Source organism: Bacillus sp. LNXM12-1 (assembly GCF_003004375.1).
Classification (GTDB): domain Bacteria; phylum Bacillota; class Bacilli; order Bacillales; family Bacillaceae; genus Bacillus.
Genome location: NZ_PVWX01000001.1, coordinates 414,372 through 429,369 on the forward strand (window position 1 = coordinate 414,372; position 14,998 = coordinate 429,369).

At 39.3% G+C, this 14,998-nt stretch carries 15 protein-coding genes and 1 pseudogene; 8 read left to right on the forward strand and 8 right to left on the reverse strand.

Features of this window, described 5'->3' with window-relative positions; all coding sequences use genetic code 11:
* The first annotated feature begins 2 nt into the window (after window positions 1–2).
* Window positions 3–314: a hypothetical protein gene (locus C6Y07_RS02120; protein WP_034660782.1), complete on the forward strand. Its 312-nt coding sequence runs from the start codon at window positions 3–5 to the stop codon at window positions 312–314.
* A gap of 39 nt (window positions 315–353) precedes the next feature.
* Here the strand turns inward: C6Y07_RS02120 and C6Y07_RS02125 are convergent, their stop codons facing one another.
* Window positions 354–641, reverse strand: coding sequence for a HesB/YadR/YfhF family protein (locus C6Y07_RS02125; protein ID WP_003210876.1), 288 nt, complete (start codon window positions 639–641; stop codon window positions 354–356).
* A gap of 98 nt (window positions 642–739) precedes the next feature.
* On the reverse strand, window positions 740–1,321 hold the full coding sequence (plsY, locus tag C6Y07_RS02130) for a glycerol-3-phosphate 1-O-acyltransferase PlsY (protein WP_060596428.1): 582 nt from the start codon (window positions 1,319–1,321) through the stop codon (window positions 740–742).
* Between the two features lie 154 nt (window positions 1,322–1,475).
* Here plsY and C6Y07_RS02135 point away from each other — a divergent pair, with 154 nt between their 5' ends.
* The 3 genes from C6Y07_RS02135 (at window position 1,476) to parC (ending at window position 6,714) form a co-directional block, all read left to right on the forward strand.
* Window positions 1,476–1,889 (forward strand): CoA-binding protein, encoded by a 414-nt coding sequence (locus tag C6Y07_RS02135; RefSeq protein ID WP_106156178.1) that lies wholly within the window; start codon window positions 1,476–1,478, stop codon window positions 1,887–1,889.
* Between the two features lie 416 nt (window positions 1,890–2,305).
* Entirely contained in the window at window positions 2,306–4,273 is a 1,968-nt protein-coding gene (parE, locus tag C6Y07_RS02145; protein ID WP_060596429.1) for a DNA topoisomerase IV subunit B, read from the forward strand.
* 2 nt (window positions 4,274–4,275) lie between these two features.
* Window positions 4,276–6,714, forward strand: a complete 2,439-nt coding sequence (gene parC / locus C6Y07_RS02150; protein ID WP_060596430.1) for a DNA topoisomerase IV subunit A — start codon at window positions 4,276–4,278, stop codon at window positions 6,712–6,714.
* Between the two features lie 53 nt (window positions 6,715–6,767).
* Here the strand turns inward: parC and C6Y07_RS19180 are convergent, their stop codons facing one another.
* From C6Y07_RS19180 to C6Y07_RS02160, 3 genes are all read right to left on the reverse strand, one after another.
* Window positions 6,768–6,893 (reverse strand): hypothetical protein, encoded by a 126-nt coding sequence (locus C6Y07_RS19180; protein WP_008343787.1) that lies wholly within the window; start codon window positions 6,891–6,893, stop codon window positions 6,768–6,770.
* Window positions 6,894–6,936: 43 nt separating this feature from the next.
* On the reverse strand, window positions 6,937–7,272 hold the full coding sequence (locus C6Y07_RS02155) for a hypothetical protein (RefSeq protein WP_034660789.1): 336 nt from the start codon (window positions 7,270–7,272) through the stop codon (window positions 6,937–6,939).
* 194 nt (window positions 7,273–7,466) lie between these two features.
* Window positions 7,467–8,639, reverse strand: coding sequence for an MFS transporter (locus tag C6Y07_RS02160; RefSeq protein ID WP_066030851.1), 1,173 nt, complete (start codon window positions 8,637–8,639; stop codon window positions 7,467–7,469).
* Between the two features lie 177 nt (window positions 8,640–8,816).
* On the opposite strand from C6Y07_RS02160, the gene C6Y07_RS02165 reads away from it, so the two are divergent.
* Window positions 8,817–9,893: an isocitrate/isopropylmalate dehydrogenase family protein gene (locus C6Y07_RS02165; protein ID WP_060596432.1), complete on the forward strand. Its 1,077-nt coding sequence runs from the start codon at window positions 8,817–8,819 to the stop codon at window positions 9,891–9,893.
* 16 nt (window positions 9,894–9,909) lie between these two features.
* Window positions 9,910–10,188: pseudogene (locus C6Y07_RS02170) on the forward strand (maltose acetyltransferase domain-containing protein); the annotation flags it as partial.
* A gap of 348 nt (window positions 10,189–10,536) precedes the next feature.
* Here the strand turns inward: C6Y07_RS02170 and C6Y07_RS02175 are convergent.
* On the reverse strand, window positions 10,537–11,406 hold the full coding sequence (locus tag C6Y07_RS02175) for an arginase family protein (RefSeq protein WP_223251249.1): 870 nt from the start codon (window positions 11,404–11,406) through the stop codon (window positions 10,537–10,539).
* Window positions 11,407–11,454: 48 nt separating this feature from the next.
* Window positions 11,455–12,312, reverse strand: coding sequence for an arginase family protein (locus C6Y07_RS02180; protein WP_106156180.1), 858 nt, complete (start codon window positions 12,310–12,312; stop codon window positions 11,455–11,457).
* Between the two features lie 193 nt (window positions 12,313–12,505).
* On the opposite strand from C6Y07_RS02180, the gene C6Y07_RS02185 reads away from it, so the two are divergent.
* Entirely contained in the window at window positions 12,506–12,865 is a 360-nt protein-coding gene (locus C6Y07_RS02185; protein ID WP_106042027.1) for a winged helix-turn-helix transcriptional regulator, read from the forward strand.
* A 29-nt stretch (window positions 12,866–12,894) separates the two neighbouring features.
* Here the strand turns inward: C6Y07_RS02185 and C6Y07_RS02190 are convergent, their stop codons facing one another.
* Complete coding sequence (locus tag C6Y07_RS02190) at window positions 12,895–13,989, reverse strand: NADH:flavin oxidoreductase (protein WP_106042029.1); 1,095 nt, start codon at window positions 13,987–13,989, stop codon at window positions 12,895–12,897.
* 134 nt (window positions 13,990–14,123) lie between these two features.
* Here C6Y07_RS02190 and C6Y07_RS02195 point away from each other — a divergent pair, with 134 nt between their 5' ends.
* Window positions 14,124–14,978: a LysR family transcriptional regulator gene (locus tag C6Y07_RS02195; protein WP_106071490.1), complete on the forward strand. Its 855-nt coding sequence runs from the start codon at window positions 14,124–14,126 to the stop codon at window positions 14,976–14,978.
* Window positions 14,979–14,998 lie beyond the last annotated feature (20 nt).

Sequence of the window (14,998 nt, forward strand, 5' to 3'; positions counted from 1 at the left end):
TCATGGCGTTTGGTATTAAAAGAAGCGATCTAAATGCGTGGAAATCAGCTGTCCAGCAAGGAGAACTGGCCTTTTTAACCCATTATTGGCTTGATGACCGTTTCCCGCATGCCAATACCGTCACTAAAGCAGCCTGTCAGGATATGAAGCAGTTAATTGAGTGGGGAGAAAAACATGGACTCAAAAAAGAATGGATTCATGACCGCGCAGGGTTTCCACACTTTGACTTGATTGGTGAACCACAAAAAAGAATCCTGCAAAAGGAGCGGTCTTTAGGAAACATTCATGAGTATGGGCTATATATTGAAGGATAAAACAAAAAAGATACCCGAGGGATGAGGTATCTTTTTTGTTTATTCATAATGAAACTCTGGTTCTTTCACGGACTCGTTATAATCAATATGCAGATCATGGTTGTCAAAATACCAAATATCACTTTCTTCAACAAAGAAAGTAATACCTTCTATTTCAGCGGTTGCGCCGGCATTTTGAGGTTCATCTTTTGCGACGCCGAGAGAAAAGCCTTTTTGTACATTACTGCACCCGCCATATCTCACAAAAAAGCGAACTTGATCACCTTTTTCTAAATCTAGTTCATCCTTGTACCAATTGAGTGCATCTTCTTTTATCGTTAATTTCAATGTGATCGCCCCTTTTTGAAGTCATGCTGTTTTTTTAAATGCAGGATGCAAAAACAGCTTTTCTTTCCTTTTACCACATAATGAAACTTATGAAACGGCTAGAGCCATTTGATTTTCGGTTCAGTTTTGTTGAGGATTCGTTTGAGGTTGGCGATGTGTCTGTAGATCACAAAACCAGCTAGAACGGCAACAACAATGATTAAGAATACGTCTTTGGTGAAAATGCTGTAAATGAATGTATAGATACCGGTCAGCATAGATGATAGTGAAACATATTTACTAATGTATAAAAATAAGAAAAAAGCAGCGATCATCGTGATAAATAAGAATGGGGCATAAAATAATAACACGCCGCCAGATGTAGCGACTGCTTTTCCCCCTTTAAATTTTGCAAAGACAGGAAAGCTGTGACCGATAACAGCAGCAACTCCTGCTAATAAGGGATGAATGTCCAGTTGCATGAAAAACGGTAAAGCAGAAGCAAGGGTTCCCTTTAAAATATCAGCTGAAATCACGATAGACCCTGCTTTTACGCCAAGTGTACGAAATGCATTCGTTGCACCTAGGTTTCCGCTGCCATGTTCACGGATATCGATACCCTTTGCAGCTTTCCCGACAATGAGACCGGATGGAATACTGCCGAGAAGATAAGCCAAAATAAACATCAAAGCAATTAACATCTGCATAACTCCTTTATATTCTCCCTCTTGTCTTACATTTTAACATGATCTTATGAAAAACATGGGGATCTTTTTTTGAAAAAATCAAAAGCAGATGGATTCAGCTTTGTTTTTAAGCAGAAGTTCGCTAAAATAGAGGAAAAGGGGTGTTTGGATGAATCATCCTACGAAACAAGAAATTGGCCGTATATTAAAGAGCAGTAAACGAATTGCTGTTGTTGGATTATCAGATCAGCCGCACCGAACGTCTTATATGGTGTCTAAAGCGATGCAAGATGCCGGATATGAGATCATTCCGGTGAACCCAACGATTGATGAAGCACTTGGTGTGAAAGCAGTCGCTTCTTTAAAGGACATCAAAGATCCTGTTGATATCGTCAATGTCTTTAGACGTTCAGAGTTTTTGCTCGAGGTGGCAGAAGAATTTCTTGAAATGGACGCACCTGTTTTTTGGGCGCAGCAAGGCATCTATCACGAGGAAGCGAAAAGGCTGATTGAGGAAAATGGCAAGGTCGCCATCATGGATTTATGTATCAAGGTGGCTCATGCAATGACAAAAACTCATTAAATCGTCAAAAATCCTTGGTTTTCAAGGATTTTTGCTTTTTTGTTGCAGAAATATATTTGCGATTCTAGAAGAAAGCGATAAAATAAGGCGACAGGGACATAGCGGTGACCTTGCATATCAAGAAAAAGAGCGATAAGATAAAGGTAGAACGTTTGTTCTGTTTTGTGAAAACCATCATATGATTGCATTTGGCTTATCAAACAGTCTTGTTTATAATGGACTTCTAGTTCTGATTGCAGAATGTAGAACATTTCTCATAGCCGTGCAAAAGAGCATGTTTTGTTGATTCACACATGCATGGTGATGATGCAGCTTATTAAAGTGGACAGTAATGAGCAGCATGATCATCATTAAAATCTAGAGAGATCATTTGATGGTTTGCCGGTTATGTTTGTTAGTGAAAGGGGATTAAGCATTTGGTTAAAAAGCAGCAAGTAGATTATAACGATGATTCTATTCAGGTGCTAGAGGGACTTGAAGCGGTCCGTAAACGTCCAGGGATGTATATTGGGTCTACGGATTCACGCGGTCTTCATCACCTTGTCTATGAGATTGTAGACAACTCTGTCGATGAAGTGCTCGCTGGCCATGGAGATCATATCATTGTCAAAATACATAAAGATAACAGCATTTCCGTTCAAGATAAAGGACGCGGGATGCCTACTGGTATGCATAAGCTTGGAAAACCGACACCTGAGATCATTTTAACGGTCCTTCACGCAGGCGGAAAATTTGGTCAAGGCGGATATAAAACAAGTGGTGGGCTTCACGGAGTTGGGGCATCTGTAGTAAACGCGCTGTCAGAATGGCTCACTGTCACAATTGAACGCGACGGCTTTATTTATCATCAGCGCTTTGAAAATGGCGGAAAGCCTGCCACATCACTTGAAAAAGTCGGAAAAACGAAAAAAACAGGAACACTGATTCATTTTAAACCTGATCCAACTATGTTCAGTGTCACGACCTATAACTTCGATACTTTATCAGAACGTTTAAGAGAATCTGCCTTTTTATTAAAAGGATTAAAAATAGAGCTGATTGATGAACGACATGATGTACAAGAAACCTTTTATTATGAGACGGGCATTGAAGCCTTCGTTGCTTATTTAAATGAAGAAAAAGATGTTCTGAGTGAAGTGGTCTCATTTGAAGGAGAGCATCAATCCATCGAAGTAGATTTTGCTTTTCAATTCAATGACGGCTACTCGGAGAATATTCTTTCTTTCGTCAATAACGTCAGAACGAAAGATGGCGGTACGCATGAGTCTGGTGCCAAAACGGCGATGACGAGAGCCTTTAATGAATATGCACGCAAAGTAGCCCTTTTAAAAGAAAAAGACAAAAATTTAGAAGGCACTGATATTCGCGAAGGACTGTCAGCCATTATTTCTGTCAGAATTCCTGAAGAACTGCTTCAATTTGAAGGCCAGACAAAAGGAAAGCTTGGGACAAGTGAGGCTCGCTCGGCTGTTGATGCTGTTATTTCTGAAAAGCTGGCTTATTTCCTTGAAGAAAACCGGGAAACAGCCACTCTTCTTGTGAAAAAAGCGATTAAAGCGCAGCAGGCAAGAGAAGCTGCTAGAAGAGCACGTGAAGAAGCAAGGAGCGGCAAGAAACGGAAAAAGTCCGAAGCAACACTGAGCGGAAAATTAACACCTGCTCAATCTAGAAACCCAGCAAGAAACGAATTGTACCTAGTAGAGGGCGACTCAGCGGGCGGATCAGCAAAGCAAGGGCGTGACCGTAAATTCCAAGCGGTGCTGCCGCTTCGTGGAAAGGTCATCAACACAGAAAAAGCGAAGCTTGCTGATATTTTCAAAAATGAAGAAATCAACACCATTATTCATGCGATCGGTGGAGGCGTCGGTGTCGATTTTAATGTAGAAGACATCAATTATGACAAAATCGTGATCATGACAGATGCTGATACAGATGGAGCGCATATTCAAGTGCTTCTACTGACGTTCTTCTACCGCTATATGAAGCCGCTGATTGAGCATGGCAAAGTGTTTATTGCACTACCCCCTTTATATAAAGTCAGCAAGGGCTCAGGGAAAAAAGAAATCATTGAGTACGCATGGTCTGATGAAGAAATGGATGACGTACTGAAGAAAGTTGGAAAAGGGTACACGATTCAGCGCTATAAAGGTTTAGGTGAAATGAACGCCGACCAGCTATGGGAAACGACAATGAATCCAGAATCGAGAACACTTGTCAGGGTCAAAATCGACGATGCTGCACGTGTGGAACGCCGCGTCACGACATTGATGGGTGACAAAGTAGAACCACGACGTAAATGGATTGAAAAGAATGTCGCCTTTGGACTTGATGAGGAAAGCAACATTCTTGAAAATGAAAACTTGTCGCTAGCTGAGGAGGTTTAAACATGGCACAACAAGAACGATTTCATGATTTACCATTAGAAGAAGTGATCGGAGACCGGTTTGGTCGCTATAGTAAATATATTATCCAAGACCGTGCGCTTCCAGATGCGCGAGATGGACTAAAGCCTGTACAACGAAGAATCTTATATGCGATGTACGCAGAAGGAAACACGCAAGATAAAAACTTCCGTAAAGCCGCGAAAACAGTCGGTAACGTGATTGGTAACTATCATCCGCACGGTGACTCATCTGTTTATGAAGCGATGGTGAGAATGAGTCAGAATTGGAAAGTACGAAATGTGCTCATTGAGATGCATGGGAATAACGGGAGTATCGATGGAGATCCGCCTGCTGCCATGCGTTATACGGAAGCAAGGCTTTCTGCCATTGCTTCAGAGCTATTAAAGGACTTAGACAAGGAAACGGTCGAATTTGTCGCAAACTTTGATGATACAAGCAAGGAGCCAGTTGTTTTACCAGCGATGTTTCCAAACCTTCTCGTGAATGGATCAACAGGGATTTCAGCAGGTTATGCCACCGATATCCCGCCGCATCATCTGGGAGAAGTGATTGATGGTGTCATTAAACGAATCGAACAGCCGCATTGTACGGTTGAGGATTTAATGACAGTCATCAAAGGTCCAGATTTCCCAACAGGCGGTATCATTCAAGGGGTCGACGGCATTAAGAAGGCTTATGAAACAGGAAAAGGAAAGATTATGATTCGCGGAAAAGCGGAAATTGAAACCATCCGCGGCGGACGCCAGCAAATCGTGATCACAGAAATTCCTTATGAAGTGAATAAAGCCAATCTTGTCAAAAAGATGGACGAGTTCCGAATTGAAAGAAAAGTTGAAGGAATTTCAGAGGTTCGAGATGAGACTGACCGAACTGGGCTTCGAATCGTGGTAGAGCTGAAAAAAGAAGCAGATGCAAATGGTGTCTTGAATTTCTTATATAAAAACTCAGATCTGCAAATTCCATATAACTTTAATATGGTGGCGATACATAATCGTAGACCAACCTTAATGACGCTGACAACTATACTTGATGCATATATTGCCCATCAGAAAGAAGTGGTGACGAACCGCTCAGCATATGAGCTTCGAAAAGCGAAGGAACGCCACCATATTGTAGACGGATTAATTAAGGCGCTTTCCATCTTAGATGAAGTCATTGCCACAATCCGCTCCTCTAATGATAAGCGAGATGCGAAAAACAACTTGATGGAGAAATATGACTTTACAGAAGCACAATCAGAAGCGATTGTTTCCCTCCAGTTATATCGATTAACGAATACGGATATTACGCAATTAAGAGACGAAGCTAGTGAGCTTGATGTGCGTATAACAGAACTTGAAGACATTTTAGGTAACGAGAAAAAGCTGCTAAAGGTCATTACAAACAGTTTGAAAAAGCTCAAAAAGACATATGCTGATGAGAGACGGTCTGTCATTGAGGAAAAAATCGAAGAAATTAAGATTAACCTTGAAGTGATGATCGCCTCAGAGGATGTTTACGTCACGGTGACGAAGGATGGGTACATCAAACGGACAAGTCAGCGCTCCTATGCTGCATCTAACGGTAAGGACTTTGGCATGAAGGATACAGACCGCCTGATTCATCAGTTTGAAATGAATACAACGGATGTCCTCCTATTGTTCACGAATAAAGGGAGCTATATTTATTGTCCAGTTCATCAGCTGCCAGACATACGCTGGAAAGACATGGGGCAGCATATTACGAATATCATTTCAATTGATCGTGATGAATCAATTCAAAAAGCCATACCAATTAAAGAATTTGATGAAACGTCGTATCTTCTGTTCTTTACAAAAGGTGGAATGGTGAAGAAAACAGAGCTTCTTCAATATAAAGCGCAGCGCTATTCGAAACCGCTTGTCGCCTTGAACCTAAAAGGGGACGATGAACTCGTGGATGTTCATGTGACAACAGGACAGCAGGAATTGTTTATTGCGACGAAGAATGGCTATGGATTGTGGTTTGATGAAGAAGAAGTAAGTGTTGTTGGTCCGAGAGCGGCCGGTGTCAAAGGTATCAACTTGAAAGATGGGGACGAAGTAGTCTCTGGCCAGATCATTGATCCGAAAAACGATGTCCTCGTACTGACGACACAAAGAGGGGCTGTGAAGCGAATGAACCTCTCTGAATTTGATAAAACATCTAGAGCCAAACGCGGAGTTCTGATGCTAAGAGAATTAAAGAAAAACCCGCACCGTATTGTGGCTGTTATTGCTGCATCACTGCACGATACACTTGAGATTGATACGGATAAGGGTGCAACGATTCCGCTTGATATCTCTACTTTAAGAGCGAATGACCGCTATAGCAATGGATCATTTATTGTAGATGAGGAAGAGCAGGGAGAAGTAACACATGTCCTTGTCACACCTCAACCTGCACCAGATGACAATAAATAAGCAAACGAAAACCCCCTGTTTATCGCAGGGGGTTTCTTTTATATACGGGTCATTTAGCTCTCGTGGTTGCCAAACATGCTTGTAATGGCGTGCACTACTTCAATTCCTTGGTAGACGAAAAGAGAAAGTGAAGTGACAGAGAATAGACCTAGAATGAATACTCTTAAGAAAAATAACATCGTGTAAAACCTCCCAATTTTTGTTTTGATTTAGATGGTTGGGTTAAACACGAGATAGTCGGAAATAAGAAGATTGATAGAATACTGCAAGTAAATGCTTCTTTTTCCGGTCAAATTGATCAGTATGAGTGATGCGTGCAAATCCAGCTGTCATACTGCCAATCATCAGCAGTACTGTAAATGCGGCAAATACTGCGCTCACATGTTTTTGTTTCTTTTCATCGCCCATTGTCTGAGCGATTTTCATTTCATGTGATTCTTGATCGGCAACCACCTTTGCATGATGGTATACCTGAACGGAATGAGGCATTGAGAACAAATGAAAACTTGCGAGTGCTATAAATAAGACAGCTAATTTTAGCAGCATATTTTTTTTCATTTTTCTCACCCCTTCCTGTTTATTTTCATGATCTTACCACGTTTTCTGTTATTTGAAAAGTCTTATTTTTTTACTTTCCCTCTTTAAAAAAGCGATAAACATCAGGACATTTATAGGACTGTTTCACTTCATGAAAGGTTTCAATTTTATTTTTTAAATTTAAAAAAAGTGCCATGATCGAGGATCAGACACTTTTAGTGAACTTGTAATGAACGCGGTTTTGCTACAGCTTTTGTAAAGATTCCTGCAATACATATGGCGAATAAAACAAAAATAAAGGCATGAAGCAGTCCTACTTGATTGGCAAGCAGCCCTAATATAGGCGGCCCAGAAAGAGAGGCTGTATAACCTGATAAGGTCACAATGCTGACGCGTTTCACGGCGTACCGGCTATCATCACCAGCTGCAGAAATGGTTAGCGGGAAGCCTAAAGAAGCGCCAAGTCCCCATAAAAAGATCGATATCATACATACAACAAGTGAAATCTTTAAAATGACCAGAAATAGTCCGGCGGCGGCTGATAAAATCGCAATTCTTAGCAATAACACCCTGCCGAAACGATCGATCAAACGTCCGCTAATTAGTCTGCCGCTAATCATCCCGCATAAAAATAAAGCATAGATGACTGTACTCATGGAATGTGAAACCTGGTAGCCATCCACCATTGCAAGTGGAATCCAATCATTGGCAGACCCTTCGACAAACGCAAGACATAAGGCGATCATCGCAAGAGAGACTGTTCGTTTGTTCAGCCATGGCGTTTGAGTATCATCTATTGTATCTGACTGCTTCTCATGCTGATCCTTTCCTGTACCGTGCGGAATAAACCGTGTGCAAATCAAGATGCTGAGAAAGAAAAGAAGGGCAATGACAAGTAGGTGATTCAGCACAGAGACCCCTAGATGGATAAAAAGAATGCCAGCTCCTGCTCCAATTAAAGTGCCAATGCTAAAGGAAGCGTGCAATATAGGCAAAATGGTTTTCTTGATACTGTATTCAATTTCTGTCCCTTCTAGGTTCATCGCCACATTGCACATACCTGAGCCTGCTCCAAAAAGAAATAGACCGGCAGTGACGACAAAGATAGAAGAGAGTGTTGAACCAATGGCAAGAGTGGTGAATCCAAGGAACATCAAAAAAGCACTGATCACAATCGCCACGCGGCCGCCTTTTTTTCGAACAAATACATTTGAAAGAACAAGCCCGACAATTGAACCAACGGATAAGCCAAGTAAAATAAGTCCCATCGTTCCTGTATTGGCTTGTAATAAATCTCTGACTTCCGGTGTCCGTGAAAACCATGTAGAGATGGAAATTCCAGACATCGTGAAAATGACTATTATCGCTTTATACCACTTTAATTCCATCTAATCCCTCACATTTAAAGATGTATCTGTCACTGAACAAATCTACTCGATTATAAATGAGATGGGCTGATTCGTAAATAACTTGAGGCAGGAACATGAACAATTCTAGTCAAAAGAAATCTTGCCTTCCCAATTCTTCTGACGAGAAGGTAAAATAAACATAAAGGGGGAGGAAGCATGAATTCATATCGTATCGGTGTGTTGAAAGGAGACGGGATTGGGCCAGAAATTGTACAAGCAAATATGCGCATCTTAAAGGCAGCGCTATCACAGTTTCAGGAGTCATTTGTGGAATATGTCGAATGTCCAATTGGCTTTGAAGCCATCCATTCTCACCAAGATCCTGTGCCAGCATCTACTATAGAAGAATTAAAAAAGTGCCATGGGTGGATTTTAGGTCCTCATGATTCTGCCTCATATCCAGAGATATTGACAGAGAGGAGAAATCCAAGCGGAGAGCTCCGTCATACGTTTGATTTATTTGCAAACATTCGTCCATCTCAATCATTACCTGGGGTACAGGGCCTTGTGCAAAACGTCGATCTCGTGATTTTTCGAGAGAACACAGAAGGCTTTTATCCAGATCGGAACATGTATCATGGGGTAGGAGAGTGGATGATTACGCCAGAGGTCGCTATATCCACAGGTGTGTTTACCAAAAAAGCGATTACACGTATTGCTCATGCAGCTTTTCAAAGTGCAATGGAGCGCAGGCGAAAGGTGACCATTGTTCACAAGGCAAACGTAATCAAATTAGGATCTGGTTTATTTCTGCGAACATGCCAAGAGGTGGCAAAAGCATATCCGCACGTGACAGTAGAAGATCTACATATCGATGCAATGGCAGCTCACTTAGTAAGACGTGCCGGTGATTTTGATGTCATTGTGACAGAGAATATGTTTGGGGATATTTTATCGGATTTAACAGGGGAACTAGTCGGAAGTTTAGGGATCGCCCCTTCATTAAATTGTAACGAAAACCAAGCGATGGCACAGGCAGCACATGGATCAGCACCGGATATTGCTGGGCAAAATATCGCCAATCCCATGGGGTTAATTCTTTCTACAGTCATGCTTTTTGACTGGTTATATGTGAAATATCATGATGACAGGCTGAAAAAGACGGCTGTTCTTATAAGACGCACTCTGGATGAGATGATGAAAATGAACATAAAAACGAAGGATTTAGGAGGAAGCGAAACCACGACACAATTCACAGATGCATTCATTCAAATGATGAATCAGGATAAATAGAAGTGAAAAGGAAAAAATGATCCAAGGAGAACATTATGTTTCTAGTGACCAAACCCTGATCGCAGATCGAGAAATTGACATTTGCATACCAGCAAACCAATCAGCCAGAAAAAAGAACATCCATTTTAAAGGAATTAGAGGTTGGCGAGCATTTTTTTGCAAATTTTGATGCATCGGCTGGACACCCGCTTGACCTAATAGAACGTGCAAAAGGCATTGAATTCGGCAAACCAGTCACCATTGGAACTATGTATGGATTGGCGGTGGCGCCATTATTAATCCAGATGTCACAATAAATATCTTGATAAATCAAAATCTGGCGAATAAACGTGGGATTTTGATTTTTTCTTTTTTTGTCTCAATAAGATAAGTATACTTAGATTTGAGACAAGAGAAATTCATTTGTGCTGTAACTTCCTAGAATATATATTATGTAAACTAAGAGAGCTCAGCTCAAGTTTAAGTTTTGGTTGTATTCATATTTTTTTACTACTACACCCTTTTTAGAGTTCTTATAATAGGAATGCTGCTAGCTTCAAAAAATATGCATTTTTGTAACCTTCCAAAAGGCTTGCTATTAAGCATAAAAAAGAGCAACTTTATAAGCTGCTCAAGAACTTCTTTTTCATTTTTATATCTATACTCAATGCTTTTTCAACAACGGTAAGTTATTAAGCATATTTGAAAGTGTAAGTGCATCCCAAGGCAGATGTTCCGTAATACCTAACCCAACAATATCAAATTCATTGCTAACATCTTGAATCAGGCGAGTTACAGATTGAATGGATGAACGTTTTAACCCTTTACTTACATATTCACCATAGCGCTCTGGTTTAGCAATACCTTGCGAACGGAACTCGCGTAAATCCAATACATCCAGATCAAAGTGAACGGCAATCCGAGAAGCACCTGTTGCTCGCAATGCTGCCAGTACATTTTCGCTAGATGAAGCAAATTCCTCTGAACTCACATTAGGAAATTTATATTTTTCGTAAACTGAAGGTGCTTTTTCTTTCTCATCATTAATCCCTGCAAATAGTAAATTGCTTGGATTAACTTTTCGAGGGACAAGCGAAGCTAAATTAGGATCCCCTTCTCCAAGAAGTGTTGCCAGTACCATGGCATGATAATGCGGATATAGCTCTGCTGTTTTAATGTCCGGGTGGGCATCTATCCAAAGTATAGCCAATTCCTCTTTATATTTTTCTGTAAGATAAGCGAACGGTGCAAGTTCTACGCTACAGTCTCCTCCTAAAACAACCACCCGGTCTGGATTTCGTTCATGAAGAATATTTAAAGCTGAATGAGTTTGCTTAATGATTTGCTTTTTGGCTACGATTCCCTCTTCTTTTTCATCATTAGTAGGATCCGTGGAAATAGGTACTTCGATTGTTTCATCATCTGTGGGTGGAGCAAGCCATGCTAGTAACTGAGCTCCAAAGTGATACGAAAGGTTGTTACCGCCCTGCCATTGTGGCATGATCAATCGTAATGTCTTCTCTTCGTTATCCATAATACCTCCATTTAAATTAATACATGTTTAGTAAGATAGGATTGTTACTTAAACAAAGATAGGTATAGTACTTAAAAGCTTTTTTAAATTAATAGAATCCCAAGGCAAATGCTCCGTGATGCCCAATCCTACCACATTTGTTTCTTTTGATGCATCCTGGATTATCTCCGTCAATTGTGGAAAATGCATTTTACCCATAGGAAAGTCTATCGTTTCTTTTGAATCCGGATTTGCAAAAATCAAAGAACGGAATGCACTAGGATCAAGAACATCTAAATCAAGGTGAATAGCTAGATGTTTAATATTTTGTTCAACAATCCACTCTTTAATAGCATTAGGATTATTTATCAGTTCTTTTGTACTTGCCGTTTTCATACCGAGTCTTTGTATTAATTCTGTTTCATGGGAAAATGTTTCTTCAAGTCCAGCAAAAAAGACATTGCTTGGCTTTAATGGAACTTTTACTTCATTTGCAAATTCCGTATCTCCCTCTCCTAATAAATTCCCTAATACCATAGTATGGCTGTTCTCAAACTCATTTGGACTAGATACATCAGGATGTGAATCAATCCATATCAGTCCTAGTTCTCCATTATAGCGTTCGTTTAAATAAGCAAAAGGTGCTTGTTCAACCAGACAATCACCACCAAACATAATGATGCTATCTGGCTGATGGGCAGCAATAATTTGTTGAGCAGACTTCAACTGATTTATTACTTGGGTTCTACCGCGAACCCCTCTTTCCAATTCAAGGGAACTCTCATCCGGGTCATAAACAGGAACTTTTATAAGCGGCTGTTCATTTTGTGGAGCTAACCAAGCGAGAAGTTCAGCACCAAATGAATAATTAGGATTATTTCCACCTTGCCATTGCGGCATTAGAAGACGAATTGTTTTATTTGTCATTTTTAATCTCCTTTACTTTTCAACTAATTTCAGTATAAACCAATTAAAATCAATTAATAGTACGCACTAAAATGAAAGGTACTATCTAAAAAGATAGTACCTTTTCAAGTCTTACAGTTCACTGTAAACTAATATAAGACATCTATACAATCATTTTAGTTCATACAGATGTTTATTTGAAAGGATGATCTCAATGACAATGAATGGATATCATGGTAAAATCAAGAATATACAGGATACTCCTTTTGGTTATACTTTGTCCTTGGTTGGCGGAAAATGGAAAATGGTAATCCTATATTTACTAGCAGAAAACCATCCGATCCGCTACAATGAGTTGCATAGAATGATTGGTAACATAACATTTAAGACACTTAGTTCACAACTCAAGGAACTAGAAATGAGTGAATTAATAGTTAGGAAAGAATATCCACAGATTCCCCCAAAAGTTGAATATTATCTTTCAGCTAAAGGAGCTTCACTCATTCCGATTTTGGAAGAAATGTGTGAATGGGGTATAGAAAATCAACCGCCTTCTGAAATAGAACCACAATAAGCTAACGCGTTTGGGTTAGCTTATTTGGTTTAATTGATTTCAAAATCTTTTATATTAGCTACTGGATAAAGAACTTCGTCTGGATTAAAAACGGTTAATGGTTCTGCCTTTTCAACTTTTTTTACCCAGTCGTGATTAGCTAAAGCACCTTTTCCTATTGTTACAACATCAGCATCACCGTTACTTAACATTTCAGTTGCTCTTTCAATACTATCTAATTGACCGTTTGCTATTATTGGTAACTGGCTATATTTCTTTGCTAAAGAAACTAAGGATTTTTCTCCTCCATCAAATGCATGCTGCCAGGCTTTATACTCCGTTACGTGAATATAGTCTAATCCTGATTGACCTAGAGAACCAAAAATGATTTTTGCATCTTCCTCTTCTCCTGACCATTTATAGGTATAATCATTTACTTGCGATTGAGAGATTCGCATGCCAACTATGAAATCATCTCCTACAGATTTAGTTACTTCGGATGCAATTTCAACTAAAAACCTTACACGATTTTCTGTGCTTCCTCCGTATTCATCTGTACGTAGGTTGGTATACTCTGTAAGAAAAGCATCTAAGAGATAACCATTGGCCCCATGGATTTCAACCCCATCAAATCCAGCAGATTCTGCCCTCTGAGCAGCTTTTACAAAGCTTTTTTTCACATTATCCATTTCCTCTTTAGTCATTTCTCGAGGTATTTTATACTCTCCTTCTCCGAAATAGAATTTTAGTTGTTCCCCTTGTGGCTTTACTGACGACGGAGCAATCGTTTCCTCTGAAAAATGATTTCCTTGTGAAAGTGGTCCACTATGCTGTAATTGCATAAAAATCTTGCTACCTTCTTCATGAACTGCATCTACAATCTTTTTCCAAACTACTGCTTGTCCGTCGAATGCAATACCTGGTTGATATTGATATGTCTGGCTATTTTTATCATCAATATACGTACCTTCAGTTATTATTAACCCAAATCCCCCTTTTGCGAAAGAACGGTAGTATTTAACCATCTTGTCTGTAACATAACCATCCTTTGTAGCACTAATTCGTGTCATTGGTGCTAGTCCAACTCTATTTCTTAACTCCGTTTTATTAATTTTAAAAGTATCAAATAATATATTTTTTTTCATTTCTTTTACCTCCTAAAATTATTGTTTGACAACCTCTTGGTTATTAGCTTAAATGAATAATACAGTTTAGTAAAATGAATATATTAGATAGGGTAGTTCAATATTATTAAACTATCCTAAGAGGAGATATTAAGTTGGAACTTCGACATTTAATTACTTTCAAGACAATTGTTAACAAAAATGGTTTTAATAAAGCAGCTGAGCATTTGGGTTATGCTCAATCGTCTATAACTACACATATTAAAGAATTAGAAAAAGAATTAGGTAGGCCCCTTTTCGACCGATTAGGAAAGAGAATAATATTGACTCACTTCGGAGAGCAATATCTTCCTTATGCAAATCAAATAATTGAACTATACGAACAATCACTAACTATTGATAAGGAACCTCAAGGAGATCTAACTATAGGAATATCAGAATCCTTAACTATTTGCCGGATTCCTCTTATTCTCCTCGAATTTAAGCAGAAATATCCGAAAGTGAGTCTTTACGTTAAGTCATTAGAAAATTACGATGTCACCAAGAGCCTTCAAAGTGGTGACATTGATTTAGCTTTGGTTTTGGAAAACAAGAACTGGACACAGGAGGAGTTGTATATCGAAGAATTAGTACGGGAGATAATGGTCTTCATTAGTCCACACAGCAAAGGGGAAACATTAAATACTGCATTATATTCTGATTTAAGATGTAGTTATAAATCAGTTTTCGATGATTACATTATATCAAATGAACTTTATATAAAAGATAGTATAGAGTTTCAAAGCATTGAAGCAATAAAACAATGTGTTAAAAATGGACTAGGGGTATCTCTTGTTCCCTTCTTTTCTGTAAAAGAAGAACTAAAAAATGGCCTATTTAAGGGAGAGAAAGTTTCAAACCAACAAAATTCCCTATCGACTTACTTGACATATCACAAAGATAAATGGCTATCACCCTCTATTACTAGCATGATTGAACTAGTTCAGAAACATGCAAAAACTTGGGAATAAGTATAGAAGGTGCTTTATAA

Excerpts from the sequence above, each read along its gene's own strand:
- C6Y07_RS02120 (WP_034660782.1), top strand. The coding sequence starts at position 3 with ATGGCGTTTGGTATTAAAAGAAGCGATCTAAATGCGTGGAAATCAGCT.
- plsY (WP_060596428.1), bottom strand. The coding sequence starts at position 1,321 with ATGTTAATTGCTTTGATGTTTATTTTGGCTTATCTTCTCGGCAGTATT.
- C6Y07_RS02135 (WP_106156178.1), top strand. The coding sequence starts at position 1,476 with ATGAATCATCCTACGAAACAAGAAATTGGCCGTATATTAAAGAGCAGT.
- parC (WP_060596430.1), top strand. The coding sequence starts at position 4,276 with ATGGCACAACAAGAACGATTTCATGATTTACCATTAGAAGAAGTGATC.
- C6Y07_RS19180 (WP_008343787.1), bottom strand. The coding sequence starts at position 6,893 with ATGTTATTTTTCTTAAGAGTATTCATTCTAGGTCTATTCTCTGTCACT.
- C6Y07_RS02155 (WP_034660789.1), bottom strand. The coding sequence starts at position 7,272 with ATGAAAAAAAATATGCTGCTAAAATTAGCTGTCTTATTTATAGCACTC.
- C6Y07_RS02160 (WP_066030851.1), bottom strand. The coding sequence starts at position 8,639 with ATGGAATTAAAGTGGTATAAAGCGATAATAGTCATTTTCACGATGTCT.
- C6Y07_RS02165 (WP_060596432.1), top strand. The coding sequence starts at position 8,817 with ATGAATTCATATCGTATCGGTGTGTTGAAAGGAGACGGGATTGGGCCA.
- C6Y07_RS02175 (WP_223251249.1), bottom strand. The coding sequence starts at position 11,406 with ATGGATAACGAAGAGAAGACATTACGATTGATCATGCCACAATGGCAG.
- C6Y07_RS02180 (WP_106156180.1), bottom strand. The coding sequence starts at position 12,312 with ATGACAAATAAAACAATTCGTCTTCTAATGCCGCAATGGCAAGGTGGA.
- C6Y07_RS02185 (WP_106042027.1), top strand. The coding sequence starts at position 12,506 with ATGACAATGAATGGATATCATGGTAAAATCAAGAATATACAGGATACT.
- C6Y07_RS02190 (WP_106042029.1), bottom strand. The coding sequence starts at position 13,989 with ATGAAAAAAAATATATTATTTGATACTTTTAAAATTAATAAAACGGAG.